The sequence below is a fragment of the Streptomyces sp. NPDC001858 genome, from assembly GCF_053594615.1.
In genome coordinates this window covers 57,391-74,848 of the sequence record NZ_JBSFEV010000015.1, presented here as the reverse complement: position 1 = coordinate 74,848, position 17,458 = coordinate 57,391, and the positions used below count along the sequence as shown (strand labels likewise).

The following is a 17,458-nucleotide window of genomic DNA, read 5'->3' as shown; positions in this document are numbered from 1 at the left end:
ATGGACCGGCCGACGGGCTCAGCGCGGCGAAGACGATCACGTTGTCGCGGTATCCGTCGCCGGTACGGGGGCCGCCGCACGTGATGAGACGCAACTCGGGCCGGTCCACGTTCCCGTAGACGTCCTCGGTCGGGAACCGCGCCTTGTCGACGGTGCGTACTTCGGTGACGGCGAACCGGGCCGTCGTGCCGTTCTCCAGGCGCGCCTCGATCAGGTCGCCGTCGCGCAGTTGATCGAGGCGGCGGAAGACGCCGTCGCCGTACCGGCCGACCGTGACATGGCCGAGGACGACCGACGGTCCGGTCTGTCCCGGCGTCGGCGAGTGCTCGTACCACCCCGCCCGGTCGTCCTTCTCGACCGGGGGCACCTCGACGCTGCCGTCGGCGGCCAGTCCCAGTCGCATGACCGGGGCGTCGACCTCGATGGCGGGGATCCGCAGCCCGACCGGCGCCGAGCGCGCGAGGGGCTGCGCCGCCCGCGCGACCGGGGCCGAGGAGCCGCCCGGCGTGCGTGCGGCGGCCGGTTCGGCCTCGTCGGCGGCGCAGCCCGGGAGGAGCAGCAGTGCCGCCAGGGCCGCGAGGGCGGCCGGGGCGCGCCTGGAGAGCGGGCTCATGCGCCGGTCGCCCTCCGGCGGCGTACGACGTAGAAGGCGGTGCCGGCCGCCGCGACCACCGCGGTCGCGCTGCCGCCGATCAGCGTGCCGTTGCTGTCGGCCGACGGCTCCTCGACGCCGGTGTCGGCCGCGCCGCGCGGCACGACGCCGACCTGGCTCGGGACGGCGGACGGAGCCGTGCCGGCCTCGTCCGCCGGCGTGCGGTCGTCGGCGGCCTCGCTCGGCACCGGGCTCGCGCTGCGGGTGTCGGGGACGGGGGTCGGCGTCCCCGCGTCGGCGAGCGCGGGGGCCGCGCAGGCCAGCAGGGCGGTGGTCGCAACTGCCAGGGCGGTGAGGCCCGTTCGGGGCATGAGTCGCATGAATCGCTCTCTTTCCTCGGTCCGTCGACGGAACGGGCGACGGATCGGGCGGAGAGACGAGGCAGCCCCGGGGCGGGTTGTAAAGAGCTGGCAAAGCCGCCCCGGGGCGTCGACCCGAGGGGCGGCTCTGCGCCGCGGAGCGCTATCCGTCGAGGGAGGTCATCACGTGCTTGATGCGGGTGTAGTCGTCGAAGCCGTAGCCCGACAGGTCCTTGCCGTAGCCGGACTTCTTGAAGCCGCCGTGGGGCATCTCGGCGACCAGCGGGATGTGGGTGTTGATCCACACGCAGCCGAAGTCGAGCTTCTTGGACATCCGCATCGCGCGCCCGTGGTCCTTGGTCCACACCGAGGACGCGAGGGCGTAGTCGACGCCGTTGGCCCACTCGACGGCCTGGTCCTCGTCCGTGAAGGACTGGACGGTGATGACCGGTCCGAAGACCTCGTGCTGGATGATCTCGTCGTCCTGCTTCAGACCGGAGACGACGGTCGCCGCGTAGAAGTAGCCCTGGTCGCCGACGCGCTTGCCGCCCGCCTCGACCTTGGCGTGGGCGGGCAGCCGCTCGATGAAGCCGCTGACCTGCTGGAGCTGGTGGGGGTTGTTGAGCGGGCCGTACAGCACGTCCTCGTCGTCCGGCCGGCCGGTCTTCGTCTCGGCCGCGGCCTTGGCCAGCGCCGCCACGAACTCGTCGTGGATCGACTCCTGGACGAGCACGCGCGTGGCGGCCGTGCAGTCCTGGCCGGCGTTGAAGTAGCCCGCCACGGAGATGTCCTCGACGGCCTTGGCGATGTCGGTGTCCTCGAAGACGACGACCGGCGCCTTGCCGCCCAGCTCCAGGTGGACGCGCTTGACGTCCTTGGCCGCCGACTCGGCGACCGACATGCCGGCGCGCACCGAACCGGTGATGGAGGCCATCGCCGGGGTCGGGTGCTCGACCATCAGCCGGCCGGTGTCCCGGTCGCCGGTGACGACGTTGAAGACGCCCTTGGGCAGGATCGAGCCGATGATGTCGGCGATCAGGACGGTCGAGGCCGGGGTGGTGTCCGAGGGCTTCAGGACGACCGTGTTGCCGGCCGCGATCGCCGGGGCGAACTTCCACACGGCCATCATCATCGGGTAGTTCCACGGCGCGACCTGCGCACAGACGCCGACCGGCTCGCGGCGCACGATGGACGTCATCCCGTCCATGTACTCGCCGGCCGAGCGCCCCTCCAGCATCCGGGCCGCGCCCGCGAAGAAGCGGATCTGGTCGACCATGGGAGGGATCTCCTCGGAGCGGGTCAGCCCGATCGGCTTGCCCGTGTTCTCCACCTCGGCCGCGATGAGGTCCTCGGCGCGCTCCTCGAACGCGTCCGCGATCTTCAGCAGGGCCTTCTGCCGCTCGGCCGGGGTGGTGTCGCGCCAGCCGGGGAAGGCCGCGGCGGCGGCCGCCATCGCGGCGTCGACGTCCGACGGGCCGGACAGCGGCGCGGTCGCGTACGCCTCGCCCGTCACGGGGTTGACCACCTCGGTGGTCCGTCCGTCGACGGCATCCCGGAACTCACCATCGATGTAGTTGCGCAGACGACGCAGCTCGCTGGTCACTGACCGGCCCTCCAAGTGCGGGTGTCCCGCGTGCGGGTGTCCATGGACTGAGACACCCACACTAATCCGCGCACCGACGTTTTCAACACCCCCGATCGCGTGATGGCTGCGGAATCCGCAGATCTCGCTCGCGTAAACAACGAATTTCATCGCATCGACCTTGCGGAACTGTCGAGACGTCGTGCACAGTGAGGTCGTGGCCAGTCGAAGCGCAGAGCACAGGGACTCCCGCGAGTCCAGGAACGGCGGCACCCCGCACCTCGATGCCGTCAGCCTCGCCATCATCGAGCAGCTCCAGGAGGACGGCCGGCGGCCGTACGCCGCGATCGGCAAGGCGGTCGGCCTCTCCGAGGCGGCCGTGCGCCAGCGCGTCCAGAAGCTGCTCGACCAGGGCGTGATGCAGATCGTCGCCGTCACGGACCCGCTGACCGTGGGCTTCCGCCGGCAGGCGATGGTCGGGATCAACGTCGAGGGCGACGTCGAGTCCATAGCCGAGGCGCTGACCGCCATGCAGGAGGTCGAGTACGTGGTGATGACCGCGGGCTCGTTCGACGTGCTCGCCGAGATCGTCTGCGAGGACGACGACCATCTGCTGGAGGTCATCAACAAACGCATCCGCGCCCTGCCCGGCGTGCGCTCGACCGAGAGCTTCGTCTACCTGAAGCTGAAGAAGCAGACCTACATGTGGGGAACCCGATAACCGTGAGGACCCGATAACCGTGAGCTCAAAGGACCTCAGCCGCACCGCGTACGACCACCTGTGGATGCACTTCACCCGCATGTCCTCGTACGAGAACTCCCCGGTCCCGACGATCGTCCGGGGCGAGGGCACCTACATCTACGACGACAAGGGCAAGCGCTACCTCGACGGACTCGCGGGTCTGTTCGTGGTCCAGGCCGGCCACGGCCGCGTGGAGCTCGCCGAGGCCGCCTTCAAGCAGGCGCAGGAGCTCGCGTTCTTCCCGGTGTGGTCCTACGCCCACCCCAAGGCCGTCGAGCTGGCGGAACGTCTCGCCCACCACGCGCCCGGCGACCTCAACAAGGTCTTCTTCACCACCGGCGGCGGCGAGGCCGTCGAGACCGCGTGGAAGCTCGCCAAGCAGTACTTCAAGCTCACCGGCAAGCCCACCAAGTACAAGGTCATCTCCCGCGCGGTCGCCTACCACGGCACCCCGCAGGGCGCCCTGTCCATCACCGGCCTGCCGGCCCTGAAGGCCCCCTTCGAGCCGCTCGTACCCGGCGCGCACAAGGTCCCGAACACCAACATCTACCGCGCCCCGCTGTTCGGCGACGACCCCGAGGCCTTCGGCCGCTGGGCCGCCGACCAGATCGAGCAGCAGATCCTCTTCGAGGGCCCGGACACGGTCGCCGCGGTCTTCCTGGAGCCGGTGCAGAACGCGGGCGGCTGCTTCCCGCCCCCGCCCGGCTACTTCCAGCGGGTGCGCGAGATCTGCGACCAGTACGACGTGCTCCTCGTGTCGGACGAGGTCATCTGCGCCTTCGGCCGCCTCGGCACGATGTTCGCCTGCGACAAGTTCGACTACGTCCCGGACATGATCACCTGCGCCAAGGGCATGACGTCGGGCTACTCCCCCATCGGCGCCTGCATCATCAGCGACCGGCTGGCCGAGCCGTTCTACCAGGGCGACAACACCTTCCTGCACGGCTACACCTTCGGCGGCCACCCGGTGTCCGCGGCCGTGGGCCTGGCCAACCTCGACCTGTTCGAGCGCGAGAACCTCAACCAGCACGTCCTCGACAACGAGGGCGCGTTCCTCTCCACGCTCCAGAAGCTGCACGACCTGCCGATCGTCGGCGACGTCCGCGGCAACGGCTTCTTCTACGGCATCGAGCTGGTCAAGGACAAGGCGACGAAGGAGTCCTTCGACGCGGACGAGACCGAGCGCGTCCTGTACGGCTTCCTGTCCAAGGCGCTCTTCGAGAACGGCCTGTACTGCCGTGCCGACGACCGCGGCGACCCGGTCGTCCAGCTCGCCCCGCCGCTGATCTCGAACCAGGAGACGTTCGACGAGATCGAGCAGATCCTGCGCGCGACGCTGACGGAGGCGTGGACGAAGCTCTGACCGACAGCCTGATGAGCTGACTCTGTGATCAACACCGGCCCCGGTGTCTGCCGTTCGAGTGAGAAACGGCGGCCCGGGGCCGTGTGCTGTGCGGATGCCCGCCGCGACCTCCTTAGCGTGCTCGTGACCGATCGGCCCTGCCTTCGTTCCCCCTTCACGCCCCCGGACGGGGGAACGACCAGGGAACCAACGGATCTGAACCGAGGTGTACGCCCATGGAGGCCCCACCGGACAACGACGTGCTCTGGGCACGCTCCCTGCACTTCACGCACCCCGACGGCTCCCCCGGCCTGGGCGGGGTCTCCCTGGGGGTGCGGGAGGGCGAGATCCTCGCCGTCAGCGGCCCGCGCGGCAGCGGCAAGACGACCCTGCTGCACTGTCTGTCCGGCCTGGTGCCCGCCCAGCGCGGCGAGGTCTGGTTCAACAGCGTCCCCGTGCACACCATGGGCCCGATGGCCCGCGAACGGCTGCGCCGCGACCGCTTCGGCTGGATCGACCCGACGCCGGTCCTCGTGCCCGAGCTCAACGTCTGGGAGAACGCGGCCCTCCCCCTGATGCTGCGCGGCACCAGCCGCCGCCGGGCCAAGGTCGCGGCGATGGAGTGGCTGGAGCGCCTGGACATCGGCGAGCGCTCCCGCAGCCGCCCGCACGAACTCACCCACGCCGAGCGCCAGCGGGTCTGCATCACCCGCGCTCTGGCCCCGGCCCCCTCGATCCTCTTCGCCGACGAGCCCACCGCCCCGCTGCACCGCGCCGACCGGGCGCACGTCCTGCGCACCCTGACGACGGCGGCCCGCTCGCACGGCATCGCGGTGGTGCTGGCCACCCACGACGCGGAGACCGCGGCCCTCGCCGACCGCACAGTGCCGCTGCTGGACGGGCGCCGGGTGAAGACGGTGCATCTGCCCCCGGTGCCGGAGCCGGAAGGCCGGGGGGCCGCGTGCTCGCTCTCCGTCTGACCCGCAGCGCCCACCCCGCCGTCCAGCTCCGCCGTCTCCTGGTGGCGACGGCCTCGGCGGGCACCGGCTTCCTCCTCCTGTGCACCCTCGGCCACGCCCTGACCCACCCGGACGCCTCGGCGGCCTCCGCGCTCCGGCTCGCCTGGTGCGCGGTCCCCCTCGCCGCGACGGTCTACTTCGCGCGGGCCGTGGCCCGCACCGACCCCGGCACCCGCCCCCGGCCGGGCCTCGCGGCGGTCGGCCTGGGCCCGGCCCGGCTGATGGCCGTCTCGGCGACGACGACGGCCCTGTCGACGCTGCTCGGCTCCATGCTGGCCCTCCTCCTCTTCCTCCACCTGCGCGGCGACCTCACAGGCATGCCGTTCGACGGCGCGGCGGCCGAGTTCCTGGCCGCGCAGCAGCCGCTGCCCCTGCCCGCCGCCCTGACCCTGCTGGCCCTGGTGCCGGCGGCCTCCTCCGTCGCGGTGGCGTTGATGCTCCGCCCGCGGGACGCACGCGTTGCGGCCCAGGCGGCCCCGCGCGCGCTGCGCCGGTTCGGCGCGGGCGGACCGACGGGGTCCAGGGAGACGTTCGGGGCGTACGGCCGGTTCGGCGCGCGGCTGAAGAGCAGCGCGCCCCGCCCCGCCGCCCCGGCCGACGACACCCCGCCCGCCCCGGAGCCCGAGGCCGCCCCCGCCCCGGACCTCCCGCTCGGCCTCACCCCCGTCCCCGACCCCACCGCCCTCCCCTGGGGAGCGGCGCTGCTGGCCACCGGTCTGGCGGTGGAGGGCTACGCGAGCCGCGCCGCCGACGGCTCCCTGCCGCTCCCCGGCGGCCTCCCGAGCGGCCCCACCGGCGTCCTCCTCGGCTGGATCCTCACCGCGATCGGCCTCGCCCTGGCCGGCCCCGGCCTCACCCATCTGTGCGGCCGGCTGCTGCAGACGGCCCGCCCCGGCGCCCTCCGCCTCCTCGCCGGCCGGGGCCTGATGCAGGAGGCGTCCCGCATCGGCCGCCCGTTGGGCGTGGTCTGCGCGGTGGCCTCCGGCGCGTACACGATGGCCGCGCTGTACGACCCGGCCGACCCGTCCTTCGGCCCGCTCACCACCCTCGGCGCACTGGTCGTGGCGGGCTCCACCGTCGCCACGCTGCTGACGGCGGCCGTGGAGGCGCGGCAGGCCCGCGCCGACACCACCGCCGCGCTGCTGCGCCTGGGCGCTCCGGCCAAGACGCTGCGCAGCGCCGCCGCCATGCGCACCGGCGCGCTGCTGGCGCTGTTCGTCCCGCTCACCCTCGTCGTGGCCGAACTCGCGGCGCTCCCGCTGGCCCGCTGAAACCCCGGCCGAGAAGATCTCCCGCCCACCGATGAGTTCGGCCCGGCCCCCGGGTCTACCCCACCGAACAGCAGCACACCGGCGACACGAACCGGCGACACGAACCTCGGGAGAGACCAGATGACCGCCCCGGCCTACCAGCAGATGATCTTCGTCAACCTGCCCGTGAACGACCTCGACGCCTCGAAGAAGTTCTTCACGGAGCTCGGCTACACGATCAACCCCCAGTTCAGCGACGCGAACGCGGCCTCCGTGGTGATCAGCGACACGATCGTCGCGATGATGCTCGTCAAGCCGTTCTACTCGACCTTCACCAAGAAGGAGATCGCGGACTCCACGAAGACCAGCGAGGTCCTGATCGCGCTGAGCGCCGAGAGCCGCGCGAAGGTCGACGAGTTGGTCGACAAGGCGCTCGCGCTGGGCGGTTCGCCGAGCGGCGAGACCCAGGACATGGGCTTCATGTACGGCCGCTCCTTCGACGACCTCGACGGCCACACCTGGGAGATCGTGTGGATGGACCCGTCGGCCGTGGAGGGCTGAACCCCCGTTCGCACGGCAGTGCCTAGCATGGGCGGGTGCATCCGACGACACCCGCCCAGCCGTTCGACGGCTCCCACGACCGTGAGATCGAGACCCTCGCCGAGTTCGACGAGGTGGTCCGCGACCACGGCACCCTTTCGCACTTCCGCGTCCAGTCGGTCGACCTGACGGACCGTACCGAGGTCCTGCTCGCCCTGGACACCGCGGCCGCCGTCTTCCTCGGCTGCCCGATGCACCCGGACGCGGCCGCGAAGTCCCGCGCCTCGGGGGCCCTCGTGCTCCCGCCCGTGCCGGGTCTGTCCTTCGACCCGTACCGCGGCTTCGTCTACGGCCCCGACGAGCTGTTCGCCGACCTGGCCGAGGGCTACGAGGCGACCCCGGACGCCCGCACCTACGCCTGGTTCCAGCAGACCAAGGCGGACGGCGACATATTCGGCTCCATGCTCCGCTCGATCCACGACGACGCCGTCTCGGACGCCCTCGACGAACTCCTCGTCGGAACCCGGGTGGTCGGGGTGATGGGCGGTCACGCGATGGCCCGCGGCACGGAGGAGTACGCCGGAGCCGCCCGCCTCGGCCGGGAACTCGCCCGCGCGGGCCTCACGGTGGCGACCGGCGGCGGGCCCGGCGCGATGGAGGCGGCCAACCTCGGCGCGTACGCGGCCCCCTTCGGCGACGAGATGCTCGACGATTCCCTCCGACGCCTCGCCAAGGCCCCGAAGTTCACCCCCTCGATCACCGACTGGGCCCGGGCCGCCTTCGAGGTGCGCGCCGACTGGCCCGGCGGCGGGGCCTCGGTGGGCATCCCCACCTGGTTCTACGGCCATGAGCCGCCGAACCCGTTCGCCGCGCACATCGCCAAGTACTTCTCCAACGCCACCCGCGAGGACGGCCTGCTGGCCCGCTGCACCGCGGGCGTGGTGTTCCTGCCGGGCGCCGCCGGAACCGTCCAGGAGATCTTCGACAACACGACGCCCAACTACTACGAGTCGCGGGGCGAGCCGACGCCGATGGTGCTCGTGGACCGCGCGCACTGGACCGAACGCCTCCCGGCCTGGCCGCTCTTGCGGTCACTCGCCCGGGAGCGGGCGATGGAGTCCCGTATCGCCCTCGTTGACCGGATCGAGGAGGCTCCGGAGGCGTTGAAACGTCTCGGTGGTTAATAAGCGGGTAAAGGCAACCGCTCAGAGGGGTCGCCGCATTGACACTTCTTATGGAACGCTTATAGACCTGTGAGTCGGCTGGGGATGGTGAAGCACTCCGCTCACCCGGGGGCGTCACCTCCCCCTCCACCCCCCGCAGTTGCGCTTCCCGTAAAGGACAAACGTGTCCCTATCCCGCCGTACCGCCGCCCGTTCGGTGCGCATGCTCGGCGTCACCGCCGCCTCCGCCGCCCTCGCGCTCAGTGCCTCCGGCACCGCGCTGGCCTGCGAGATCGGCGAGTTCTCCGCCGCAGCCGCCTGTGACGGCACGAAGGGCGTCATCACCGTCACCGACAAGGACCCCTCGGGCGTCCCGGCCGTGATCACCGTGTTCCTCGAGAACAACGGCGCCGACCTGAGGCAGGTCGGCGAAGCCCAGACCGTCAAGGGCACGAAGGAGGGCGTCACCATCTCCTTCGCCGAGGACTGGGAGCCGAACGCCGAGTACCGCATCCATGTCGTGGCCAACGACGGCAAGAAGACCCTCGTCGACGCCGACATAGCCCCGAACCTGACCACCCCGTCCAAGGCCTGCAAGGCCGACGACACCACCCCGACCACCACCCCGTCCTCGACGCCGTCGGACACCACTCCGCCGCCCGCCGAGACGGACACCGCCTCGCCGTCCCCGTCCGACTCGGCGAGCGAGAGCACCGCGCCCCCGGCCGCAGCGGGCAACGCCCCGTCGGCCGCGGTCCAGGAGTCCAACCTCGCCGAGACCGGCGCGGGCTCCAACACCGGTCTGATCGCCGGCATCGCGGCCGCACTGGTCGCCGTCGGCGGCGGCGCGGTGTTCTTCGGCATGCGTCGCCGTGGGGCCAGCCACCGCTGACCTCCACCACCGACCCGAACGTGAGTGGCCCGCCCCCGACCGGGGCGGGCCACCCGCTTTTCCCGGGCCCGCGTCAGTCCAGCACGACGATCTCGGCCGGGTCGAAGGACGCCTCCACCGTGCTCCCGACCTCCGGCGCGTCCCGCAGCGCGCACGCCGCCTCCAGCTTCGGCGCGCCCTCCGGCTGAAGGTGCACGGCGACATGCGTGCCCCGGAAGGTGCGCGCGGCGACCGTGCAGCGCAGTCCCTCGTCCACACCCACCAGACGCACCCCGGCGGGCCGGACCAGCAAGGTGCGCGCCCCCTGCGCCGACCCGGCCGGCACCGGCACCTTGCCCCACGGCGTGACCGCGACCTCGCCGGTGACGGTCGCCTCCACCACGTTGTCGAAGCCGAGGAAGCGGGCCACGAACGCGTCCGCCGGCCGCTGCCAGACCTCCAGCGGCGTGCCGGACTGGGCGATCCGGCCGTCCCGCATCACCACGACCCGGTCGGCGAGCGCGAACGCCTCGCCCTGGTCGTGGGTGACCGCGAGCACGGTCGTGCCCAACCGGCCGAAGAGTTCCCGCAGTTCGACGACCAGCCGCTCACGCAGCGACCGGTCGAGCTGCCCGAGCGGCTCGTCGAGCATCAGCAGCCGGGGCCGCGGGGCGAGGGCCCGGGCCAGCGCCACCCGCTGCTGCTCCCCGCCGGACAGCGCGGCCACGGCCCGGCCCGCGGCCCCCGGCAGCCCGACGAGTTCGAGCAACTCCCGCACCCGCTCGCCCTGTTGAGCCTTGGGCACACCGTGCATCCGCAGCCCGAAGGCCACATTGCCGCCCACATCGCGCTGCGGGAACAGCTGGTGGTCCTGGAACATCAGCCCGAGCTCGCGCCGATGCGCGGGCACCCCCGCCTGATCGCTCCCGCCGAGCGACACCCGCCCGGAATCCAGCGGTTGCAGCCCCGCCACCGCCCGCAGCAGCGTCGACTTGCCGCTCCCGCTCGGCCCGAGCACACACACCACCTCGTGCTCGGCGACGGCGAGATCGACGCCGTCCAGCACAGGCCGCCCACCGAACCGCACGGTAGCGCCGTCGAGTTCGAGCAGCGGCATCAGAACTCCCCCGTCCGATCGGTCCGCAGCCGCTCCAGCACCAGCAGGGCCACCGCGCACACCACCATCAGAATCGTCGAAAGGGCCATCGCCTGCCCGTAGTTGAGCTCACCGGCCCGGCCGAGCAGCCGCGCCACGGCGACCGGCAGCGTCGGGTTGTCGGGCCGGGCGATGAACACGGTCGCGCCGAACTCCCCCAGCGACACCGCGAAGGCGAACCCGGCCGCGACCAGCAGCGCCCGCCGCACCATCGGCAGGTCGACCTCCCGCCACACCCGCCAGGGCGACGCCCCGAGCACGGCCGCCGCCTCCCGCAGCCGCCGGTCCACCGCCCGCAGCACGGGCAGCATCGTGCGGACGACGAAGGGCACGCCGACCAGCGCCTGCGCGAGCGGCACCAGGATCCAGCTGCCGCGCAGGTCCAGCGGAGGCTCGTCGAGCGCGATCAGGAACCCGAAGCCGACGGTCACCGCGGAGACGCCCAGCGGCAGCATCAGCAGCGCGTCGAAGCCCCGCACCAGCCGTCCGGCGTCCCTACGCGTGAGCGCGGCCGCGGCGAGCCCGCCGATCAGCACCGCGATCGCGGTCGCGGCGAGGGCGTACTGAAGCGAGTTGCCGATCGCCTCGATCGGCGGAACCAGGAAGACATTGCCGTCGTCGCTGGTCAGCGCCCGGTAGTAGGCGAAGTCGGGGGCGTCGAACGACCGCTGCACCAGCACTGCCAGCGGCAGCACGAGCAGCACGGCGATGCTCACGAGCACCCCCGCCAGCAGCGACCACTGCCCGGCCCCGCGCGGCCGCCGCGCCGTCACCGCCGCGTCCACCAGCCGCAACGCGCTCTCCCGCCGCCGCACGGCCCAGGCGTGCACGGCGAGGACCCCGCCGACGGCCGCGAACTGGACGATCGTCAGGACGGCGGCCGTGGACAGGTCGAAGATCTCGGAGGTCTGCCGGTAGATCTCCACTTCGAGGGTCGAGAAGGTCGGGCCGCCGAGGATCTGCACCACACCGAAGGAGGTGAAGGTGAAGAGGAAGACCATCAGCGCGGCGGCCGCGACGGCGGGCCCGAGGGCGGGCAGGGTCACCGTCCGCCAGGCGCGCAGCCGGGACGCGCCCAGCATCCGCGCCGCCTCCTCCTGCCCGGGATCGAGCTGCGCCCACAGCCCGCCCACGGTCCGTACCACGACGGCGTAGTTGAAGAAGACGTGCGCGAGCAGGATCGCCCACACGGTCGTGTCCAGCCGTACGCCCCACAGGTCGTCGAGCAGCCCGCCGCGCCCGACGAGTGCCAGGAACGCCGTGCCGACGACGACCGTCGGCAGCACGAACGGGACGGTGACGACCGCGCGCAGCACCTGCTTGCCCGGGAAGTCCAGCCGGGCGAACACATACGCGCCCGGCAGCGCGACCAGCAGCGTGAGCGCGGTGGAGGCGAGCGCCTGCCAGGTGGTGAACCACAGCACATGCCGGACATCGGACTGGGCGAGCACGTCCCACAGCCGCCCGAACCGCCAGGACCCGTCGACGTTCAGCCCCCGGGCGACGATCGCGGCGACCGGGTAGGCGAAGAACACCGCGAAGAACGCGACGGGCAGGGCCATGAGCCCGAGCCGGACCGCCGCGCCCCCCTTGCCGCCCTTGCCCTTGCGTTTGCCGGGGGCTGCTTCAGCTGCTTCGGCTACTTCAGTACGAGCGAGGTCCATGACTTGACCCAGTCGTCGCGGTGTTCGGCGATCTTCGCCGGGGCGAGGGTCTCGGGATCCTTCGCCTGCGGCCCGTACTGCGTGAACTCGGCCGGCACCTGCACGCCCGTCCGCACCGGGTAGACGAACATGTTGAGCGGCATGTCCTCCTGGAACTCCTTGCCGATCAGGAAGTCGATCAGCGCCTTGCCGCCCTCGCTGTTGTGCGCGTTGCTCAGCAGCCCCGCGAACTCGACCTGCCTAAAGCAGGTGCCGGCCGCGACCCCGGTCGGGGCGGTCGTCGGCTTCGGGTCGCCGTAGATCACCTCGGCGGGCGGCGAGGAGGCGTAGGAGACGACGAGCGGCCGGTCGGCCCCCGCCTTCCGGCCGCCGGCGGACCCGGAGAACTCCTCGTTGTAGGCCTGCTCCCAGCCGTCGACGACCTTGACGCCGTTGGCCTTGAGCTTCGCCCAGTAGCCTTCCCAGCCGCCGTCCCCATACTTGGCGGCCGTGCCGAGCAGGAAGCCGAGTCCGGGCGAGGAGGTGGAGGCGTTCTCGGTGACGAGGAGGTTCTTGTAGGCGGGCTCGATCAGGTCGTCGAAGGAGGCCGGCGGGGCCAGCTTGTGCTCGGTGAAGTACGCCTTGTCGTAGTTGACGCAGATGTCGCCGAAGTCGACCGGCGTGACCCGGTGCTTCTCGGCGTCCAGCCGGAACGCGCTGCCGACCTGGTCCAGCCCCTTCGCCTCGTACGACTGGAACAGCCCGTTGTCGAGCGCGCGGGAGAGCAGGGTGTTGTCGACGCCGAAGAAGACGTCGCCCTGCGGGTTGTCCTTGGTGAGGATGGCCTTGTTGACGGCCTGCCCGGCGTCGCCGTCCTTGAGGACCTTCACCCGGTACCCGGAGGTCTTCTCGAACTCGGCGAGCACGGTCTTGGACACGGCCCATGAGTCATGGCTGACGAGGGTGACGGTCTTGGACTGCGCCGCGTCTCCCTCGTCGCCGGAGGACGACCCGCACGCGGACAGCGTGACAAGGCCGAGGCAGACGAGGGCAGCCCAATGCTTCTTGGTGTTCACGGTGATGACCGAACTTCCTACCCAGAATGACCTGGGCGAGGTTCAGAGGGTCTGCGGCCCGATGACCGCACTCTCAGCGCTGTGGCGCTCCCCTGTCGGATATGAAGATGTATCTACCGGGACAGATTACCGCTCGGTGGCGGCAAGCTGTCCACAGGCCCCGTCGATCTCCTGACCACGGGTGTCCCGGACGGTCACCGGCACCCCGTGCGAGGCGATCGCCTCGACGAACGCCTTCTCGTCCTCGGGCCGCGAGGCCGTCCACTTCGAGCCCGGCGTCGGGTTGAGCGGGATCAGGTTGACGTGCACGGGCTTGCCGCGGAGCAGTCGGCCGAGCCGGTCGCCACGCCAGGCCTGGTCGTTGATGTCCCGGATCAGCGCGTACTCGATGGACAGCCGGCGCCCGGAGCGCTCGGTGTACTCGAACCCGGCGTCCAGCACCTCGCGCACCTTCCACCGCGTGTTCACGGGGACGAGGGTGTCGCGCAGTTCGTCGTCGGGGGCGTGCAGGGAGATCGCGAGCCGGCACTTGAAGCCCTCGTCGGAGAACCGGTGGATGGCCGGCACGAGCCCGACCGTCGACACGGTGATGCCCCGCTGCGAGAGCCCGAGCCCGTCGGGGGCGGGGTCGGTGAGCGCCCGGATCGAGGCGACGACCCGCTTGTAGTTGGCGAGCGGCTCGCCCATGCCCATGAACACGATGTTCGACAGCCGGGCCGGCCCGCCCGGCACCTCGCCGTCCCGCAGCGCCCGCATGCCGTCGACGATCTGATGGACGATCTCGGCGGTGGACAGATTCCGGTCCAGCCCCGCCTGCCCGGTCGCGCAGAACGGGCAGTTCATCCCGCACCCGGCCTGCGAGCTGATGCACATCGTCACCCGGTCCGGGTAGCGCATCAGCACCGACTCCACGAGCGTGCCGTCGAACAGCCGCCACAGGGTCTTGCGGGTGGTCCCCTGGTCCGTCGACAGATGCCGGACGACCGACATCAGGTCCGGCAGCAGCGCCTCGCGCAGCTTCTCGCGCGAACCGGCGGGGATGTCCGTCCACTCGGCCGGGTCGTGCGCGTAACGCGCGAAGTAGTGCTGCGACAGCTGCTTGGCACGGAACGGCTTCTCACCGATCTCCGCCACGACCTCCTTCCGCTCGGCGGGCGAGAGGTCGGCAAGGTGCCGCGGCGGCTTCTGAGCTCCGCGGGGGGCGACGAAAGTGAGTTCTCCGGGCTTAGGCATAGCCATATCAGTGTCGCAGATCGAATCGTGTGACCGGTGCCGCGCTCGTCACAGCGGCAGCGGCCTCGGGGCGGTCTCGCAGCGACGGGCCCCCGTCCCGGAGACCGGGGCGAGGGCCCGTACGAGCCGCTGTGCGCGGGGTGGGTCAGCCGGAGCCGACGAAGAGCACGAACAACGCCCAGACGACCGGAGCCGTGGGCAGCAGCGAGTCCAGCCGGTCCATGATGCCGCCGTGGCCCGGGAGGAGCGTGCCCATGTCCTTGATGCCCAGGTCCCGCTTGATCATGGACTCGCCGAGATCGCCGAGCGTGGCGCTGGCGGCGACGGCGAAACCGAGCAGCAGTCCCTGCCACCAGGTGCCGTCGTCGATCAGGAACTGCATCAACAGCGCGCCCGCGACCATCGCGAACGACACCGCGCCGAACAGGCCCTCGCGGGTCTTGCCGGGGCTGATGCGCGGGGCGAGCTTGGTCCTGCCGAAGCGCCAGCCGACGGCGTACGCGCCCGTGTCGCTGACGACCGTCAGCAGCAGGAAGGTGATGACGCGCTGCGCTCCGTCGTCGGAGGCCAGCATCAGGGCGACGAACGTGGCCAGGAACGGGACGTAGAAGGCCGCGAAGACGCCTGCGGTGACGTCCTTCAGATAGCCCTCGGGCGGTTCCGTCATCCGCCAGACCAGCACCGAGAGAGCGGTGAGGGCCATGGCGACCCAGGCGCCCTCGGCGCCCCGGACATACCCGGCGACGACCATCGCGGCGCCGCCGACCGCGAGCGGCACGAGCGGCGCCTTGATGCCCTTGCGCTCCTGCAGCCTGCTGGTCAGCTCCCACAGCCCGACGACGACGGCCACCGCGACGACGCCGACGAACACGGCCTTGACCACGAGCAGCGACGCGAGGATCACCGCGCCGAGTCCGACCGCGACCCCTATGGCCGCGCCCAGGTCTCGGCCCGCGCTCTTCTTCTGCGGTGCGGGCGCAGGCTGAGGGGCGTCGGGCATGGGCTCCGGATTCTGCGGCACCGCCGCGTGGGGCCGTGCCGACGGGGTGTCGTCGCCGCGCGCGGCGTCGCCGTACGGCCCGCTGCCATAGGGCGTGCCGCCGTAGGGCGGGTTGCCGTAGGACGCGCTGCCGTAGGGATCGTCTCGGAACAAGGGGCCGCCCGGCCGAGCGGCCCCCCGCTCGTCATCCTGGTTTCCGCCGTGCGCGGGTACGTCGGGGACGATGGGCATGGGGCGAGTCTGCTGCGCCTCAGGCGCATCGTACGCGGGACCCGCCGGGGCGGCCCCCTGGACAGGCCCCTGGGCGGCGGGCCCCCAGTACCCGGCCCGTGACCCGGCTTGTGGCGGTGAGCCCCAGGAAGAGTCGTTCATCAGACCTCGAGCAGCTCCGCTTCCTTGTGCTTCAGGAGCTCGTCCACCTGGGCGACGTACTTCGCGGTGGTGTCGTCGAGCTCCTTCTCCGCACGGCGGCCCTCGTCCTCGCCGACCTCGCCGTCCTTGACGAGCTTGTCGATCGCGTCCTTGGCCTTGCGACGGACCGCGCGGATGGACACCTTGGCGTCCTCGCCCTTGGTCTTGGCGACCTTGATGTAGTCGCGGCGGCGCTCCTCGGTGAGCTCGGGGAACACCACCCGGATGATGTTGCCGTCGTTGCTGGGGTTGACGCCCAGGTCGGAGTCGCGGATGGCCTGCTCGATGTTGCGCAGGGCCGTCTTGTCGAACGGGGTGACTACCGCCATGCGCGGCTCCGGCACGGAGAACGAAGCCAGCTGGTTGATCGGCGTCGGCGCGCCGTAGTAGTCGGCCACGATCTTGTTGAACATCGCCGGGTGCGCACGGCCGGTGCGGATCGCGGCGAAGTCCTCCTTGGCGACCACGACGGCCTTCTCCATCTTCTCCTCGGCCTCGAGGAGGGTCTCTTCGATCACCACTTGCTCCTGCGTGTCTTGAGTAGGCCCGGCTGCGGATCCTTGCGGGGGCGGCGGCCGGCTGCGTCGCGTCTTCTTCGTGCACGGTTCCCGACCGGCAGGACATTGTCCATCCCCCGGCCAGGGTCCGTCCCCCGGTCAGGGACTGTCGTACGAGACCGGGGTTGTGCCGGTCAGGCCCGGCTGCTCTGCTCACCCACAAGCGTGCCGATCTTCTCACCCTTGACGGCGCGAGCGATATTGCCCTCCGTCAGGAGCTCGAAGACGAGGATCGGAAGCTTGTTGTCGCGGCACAGTGTGACGGCGGTGGCGTCGGCGACCTTCAGCTCGCGTGTGATGACCTCGCCGTAGCCGAGGGCGTCGAACTTGACGGCCTCCGGGTTGGTCTTCGGGTCGGAGTCGTAGACGCCGTCCACGCCGTTCTTGCCCATCAGCAGCGCCTCGGCGTCGATCTCCAGGGCGCGCTGCGCGGCGGTGGTGTCGGTCGAGAAGTACGGCATGCCCATACCGGCGCCGAAGATGACCACTCGGCCCTTCTCCAGGTGCCGCACGGCCCGCAGCGGGATGTACGGCTCGGCGACCTGGCCCATGGTGATGGCCGTCTGGACGCGGCTGTCGATGCCTTCCTTCTCCAGGAAGTCCTGGAGGGCGAGGCAGTTCATGACCGTGCCCAGCATGCCCATGTAGTCCGAGCGGGCCCGGTCCATGCCGCGCACCTGGAGTTCGGCGCCGCGGAAGAAGTTGCCGCCGCCGATGACGACGGCGATCTCCGCGCCGTCCCGGACGACGGCCGCGATCTCCCGGGCGATCTTGTGCACCACGTTCGGGTCCACGCCCAGGCCCCCGCCACCGGAGAATGCCTCACCGGACAACTTCAGCAGAAACCGGCCGCGTACCTTGCCGTCGTCGCTCTTCTGGGGCTTGGTGGTCATGGGAGATCCCGCCTCTTTCACGTGGTGCA

16 protein-coding genes and 1 pseudogene are annotated in these 17,458 nt (G+C 71.4%); 7 read left to right on the top strand and 10 right to left on the bottom strand.

Features of this window, described 5'->3' with window-relative positions; genetic code table 11:
• Positions 1 to 4: 4 nt before the first annotated feature.
• The 3 genes and pseudogenes from ACWCPF_RS22175 to ACWCPF_RS22165 form a co-directional block, all read right to left on the bottom strand.
• A pseudogene (locus ACWCPF_RS22175) lies at positions 5 to 613 on the bottom strand (class F sortase); the annotation flags it as partial.
• Positions 610 to 963, bottom strand: coding sequence for a sortase-dependent protein (locus tag ACWCPF_RS22170; RefSeq protein WP_451046855.1), 354 nt, complete (start codon positions 961 to 963; stop codon positions 610 to 612). The gene ACWCPF_RS22170 and the pseudogene ACWCPF_RS22175, both read right to left, overlap by 4 nt.
• 151 nt (positions 964 to 1,114) lie before the next feature.
• Positions 1,115 to 2,554: a gamma-aminobutyraldehyde dehydrogenase gene (locus tag ACWCPF_RS22165; protein ID WP_451046774.1), complete on the bottom strand. Its 1,440-nt coding sequence runs from the start codon at positions 2,552 to 2,554 to the stop codon at positions 1,115 to 1,117.
• 181 nt (positions 2,555 to 2,735) lie between these two features.
• On the opposite strand from ACWCPF_RS22165, the gene ACWCPF_RS22160 reads away from it, so the two are divergent.
• The 7 genes from ACWCPF_RS22160 to ACWCPF_RS22130 all read left to right on the top strand — a co-directional run bounded on the left by ACWCPF_RS22160 (position 2,736) and on the right by ACWCPF_RS22130 (position 9,481).
• Positions 2,736 to 3,254 (top strand): Lrp/AsnC family transcriptional regulator, encoded by a 519-nt coding sequence (locus tag ACWCPF_RS22160; RefSeq protein WP_451046773.1) that lies wholly within the window; start codon positions 2,736 to 2,738, stop codon positions 3,252 to 3,254.
• Between the two features lie 19 nt (positions 3,255 to 3,273).
• Entirely contained in the window at positions 3,274 to 4,638 is a 1,365-nt protein-coding gene (locus tag ACWCPF_RS22155; RefSeq protein WP_451046772.1) for an aspartate aminotransferase family protein, read from the top strand.
• 215 nt (positions 4,639 to 4,853) lie between these two features.
• Complete coding sequence (locus ACWCPF_RS22150; RefSeq protein ID WP_451046771.1) at positions 4,854 to 5,597, top strand: ABC transporter ATP-binding protein; 744 nt, start codon at positions 4,854 to 4,856, stop codon at positions 5,595 to 5,597.
• Positions 5,579 to 6,907 carry a hypothetical protein gene (locus ACWCPF_RS22145; RefSeq protein ID WP_451046770.1) on the top strand — a complete coding sequence of 443 codons (1,329 nt, stop codon included), beginning with the start codon at positions 5,579 to 5,581 and terminating at the stop codon, positions 6,905 to 6,907. The genes ACWCPF_RS22150 and ACWCPF_RS22145 overlap by 19 nt, the downstream gene beginning before the upstream one ends.
• A gap of 120 nt (positions 6,908 to 7,027) precedes the next feature.
• Positions 7,028 to 7,447 carry a VOC family protein gene (locus tag ACWCPF_RS22140; protein WP_451046769.1) on the top strand — a complete coding sequence of 140 codons (420 nt, stop codon included), beginning with the start codon at positions 7,028 to 7,030 and terminating at the stop codon, positions 7,445 to 7,447.
• Positions 7,448 to 7,482: 35 nt separating this feature from the next.
• Positions 7,483 to 8,610 (top strand): LOG family protein, encoded by a 1,128-nt coding sequence (locus ACWCPF_RS22135; RefSeq protein ID WP_451046768.1) that lies wholly within the window; start codon positions 7,483 to 7,485, stop codon positions 8,608 to 8,610.
• Positions 8,611 to 8,773: 163 nt separating this feature from the next.
• Entirely contained in the window at positions 8,774 to 9,481 is a 708-nt protein-coding gene (locus tag ACWCPF_RS22130) for an LAETG motif-containing sortase-dependent surface protein (RefSeq protein WP_451046767.1), read from the top strand.
• A 73-nt stretch (positions 9,482 to 9,554) separates the two neighbouring features.
• Here the strand turns inward: ACWCPF_RS22130 and ACWCPF_RS22125 are convergent, their stop codons facing one another.
• The 7 genes from ACWCPF_RS22125 to pyrH all read right to left on the bottom strand — a co-directional run bounded on the left by ACWCPF_RS22125 (position 9,555) and on the right by pyrH (position 17,429).
• Positions 9,555 to 10,577, bottom strand: coding sequence for an ABC transporter ATP-binding protein (locus tag ACWCPF_RS22125; RefSeq protein ID WP_451046766.1), 1,023 nt, complete (start codon positions 10,575 to 10,577; stop codon positions 9,555 to 9,557).
• Positions 10,577 to 12,178 (bottom strand): ABC transporter permease, encoded by a 1,602-nt coding sequence (locus ACWCPF_RS22120; protein ID WP_451046854.1) that lies wholly within the window; start codon positions 12,176 to 12,178, stop codon positions 10,577 to 10,579. Before ACWCPF_RS22120 ends, ACWCPF_RS22125 begins: the two co-directional genes overlap by 1 nt.
• Before the next feature lie 77 nt (positions 12,179 to 12,255).
• Positions 12,256 to 13,335: a thiamine ABC transporter substrate-binding protein gene (locus ACWCPF_RS22115; RefSeq protein WP_451046765.1), complete on the bottom strand. Its 1,080-nt coding sequence runs from the start codon at positions 13,333 to 13,335 to the stop codon at positions 12,256 to 12,258.
• 126 nt (positions 13,336 to 13,461) lie between these two features.
• Complete coding sequence (gene rlmN, locus ACWCPF_RS22110; protein WP_451046764.1) at positions 13,462 to 14,568, bottom strand: 23S rRNA (adenine(2503)-C(2))-methyltransferase RlmN; 1,107 nt, start codon at positions 14,566 to 14,568, stop codon at positions 13,462 to 13,464.
• Between the two features lie 145 nt (positions 14,569 to 14,713).
• Positions 14,714 to 15,940, bottom strand: coding sequence for a phosphatidate cytidylyltransferase (locus ACWCPF_RS22105; RefSeq protein WP_451046763.1), 1,227 nt, complete (start codon positions 15,938 to 15,940; stop codon positions 14,714 to 14,716).
• Positions 15,940 to 16,497 carry a ribosome recycling factor gene (gene frr / locus ACWCPF_RS22100; RefSeq protein ID WP_451046762.1) on the bottom strand — a complete coding sequence of 186 codons (558 nt, stop codon included), beginning with the start codon at positions 16,495 to 16,497 and terminating at the stop codon, positions 15,940 to 15,942. Before frr ends, ACWCPF_RS22105 begins: the two co-directional genes overlap by 1 nt.
• 173 nt (positions 16,498 to 16,670) lie before the next feature.
• Positions 16,671 to 17,429, bottom strand: a complete 759-nt coding sequence (pyrH, locus tag ACWCPF_RS22095; RefSeq protein WP_451046761.1) for a UMP kinase — start codon at positions 17,427 to 17,429, stop codon at positions 16,671 to 16,673.
• Positions 17,430 to 17,458 lie beyond the last annotated feature (29 nt).

Bases quoted from the DNA above. Each gene is read 5' to 3' on its own strand.
- ACWCPF_RS22150 (WP_451046771.1), top strand. From the start codon at position 4,854: ATGGAGGCCCCACCGGACAACGACGTGCTCTGGGCACGCTCCCTGCAC.
- ACWCPF_RS22140 (WP_451046769.1), top strand. From the start codon at position 7,028: ATGACCGCCCCGGCCTACCAGCAGATGATCTTCGTCAACCTGCCCGTG.
- ACWCPF_RS22125 (WP_451046766.1), bottom strand. From the start codon at position 10,577: ATGCCGCTGCTCGAACTCGACGGCGCTACCGTGCGGTTCGGTGGGCGG.
- rlmN (WP_451046764.1), bottom strand. From the start codon at position 14,568: ATGCCTAAGCCCGGAGAACTCACTTTCGTCGCCCCCCGCGGAGCTCAG.
- ACWCPF_RS22120 (WP_451046854.1), bottom strand. From the start codon at position 12,178: ATGGCCCTGCCCGTCGCGTTCTTCGCGGTGTTCTTCGCCTACCCGGTC.
- ACWCPF_RS22105 (WP_451046763.1), bottom strand. From the start codon at position 15,940: ATGAACGACTCTTCCTGGGGCTCACCGCCACAAGCCGGGTCACGGGCC.
- pyrH (WP_451046761.1), bottom strand. From the start codon at position 17,429: ATGACCACCAAGCCCCAGAAGAGCGACGACGGCAAGGTACGCGGCCGG.
- ACWCPF_RS22170 (WP_451046855.1), bottom strand. From the start codon at position 963: ATGCCCCGAACGGGCCTCACCGCCCTGGCAGTTGCGACCACCGCCCTG.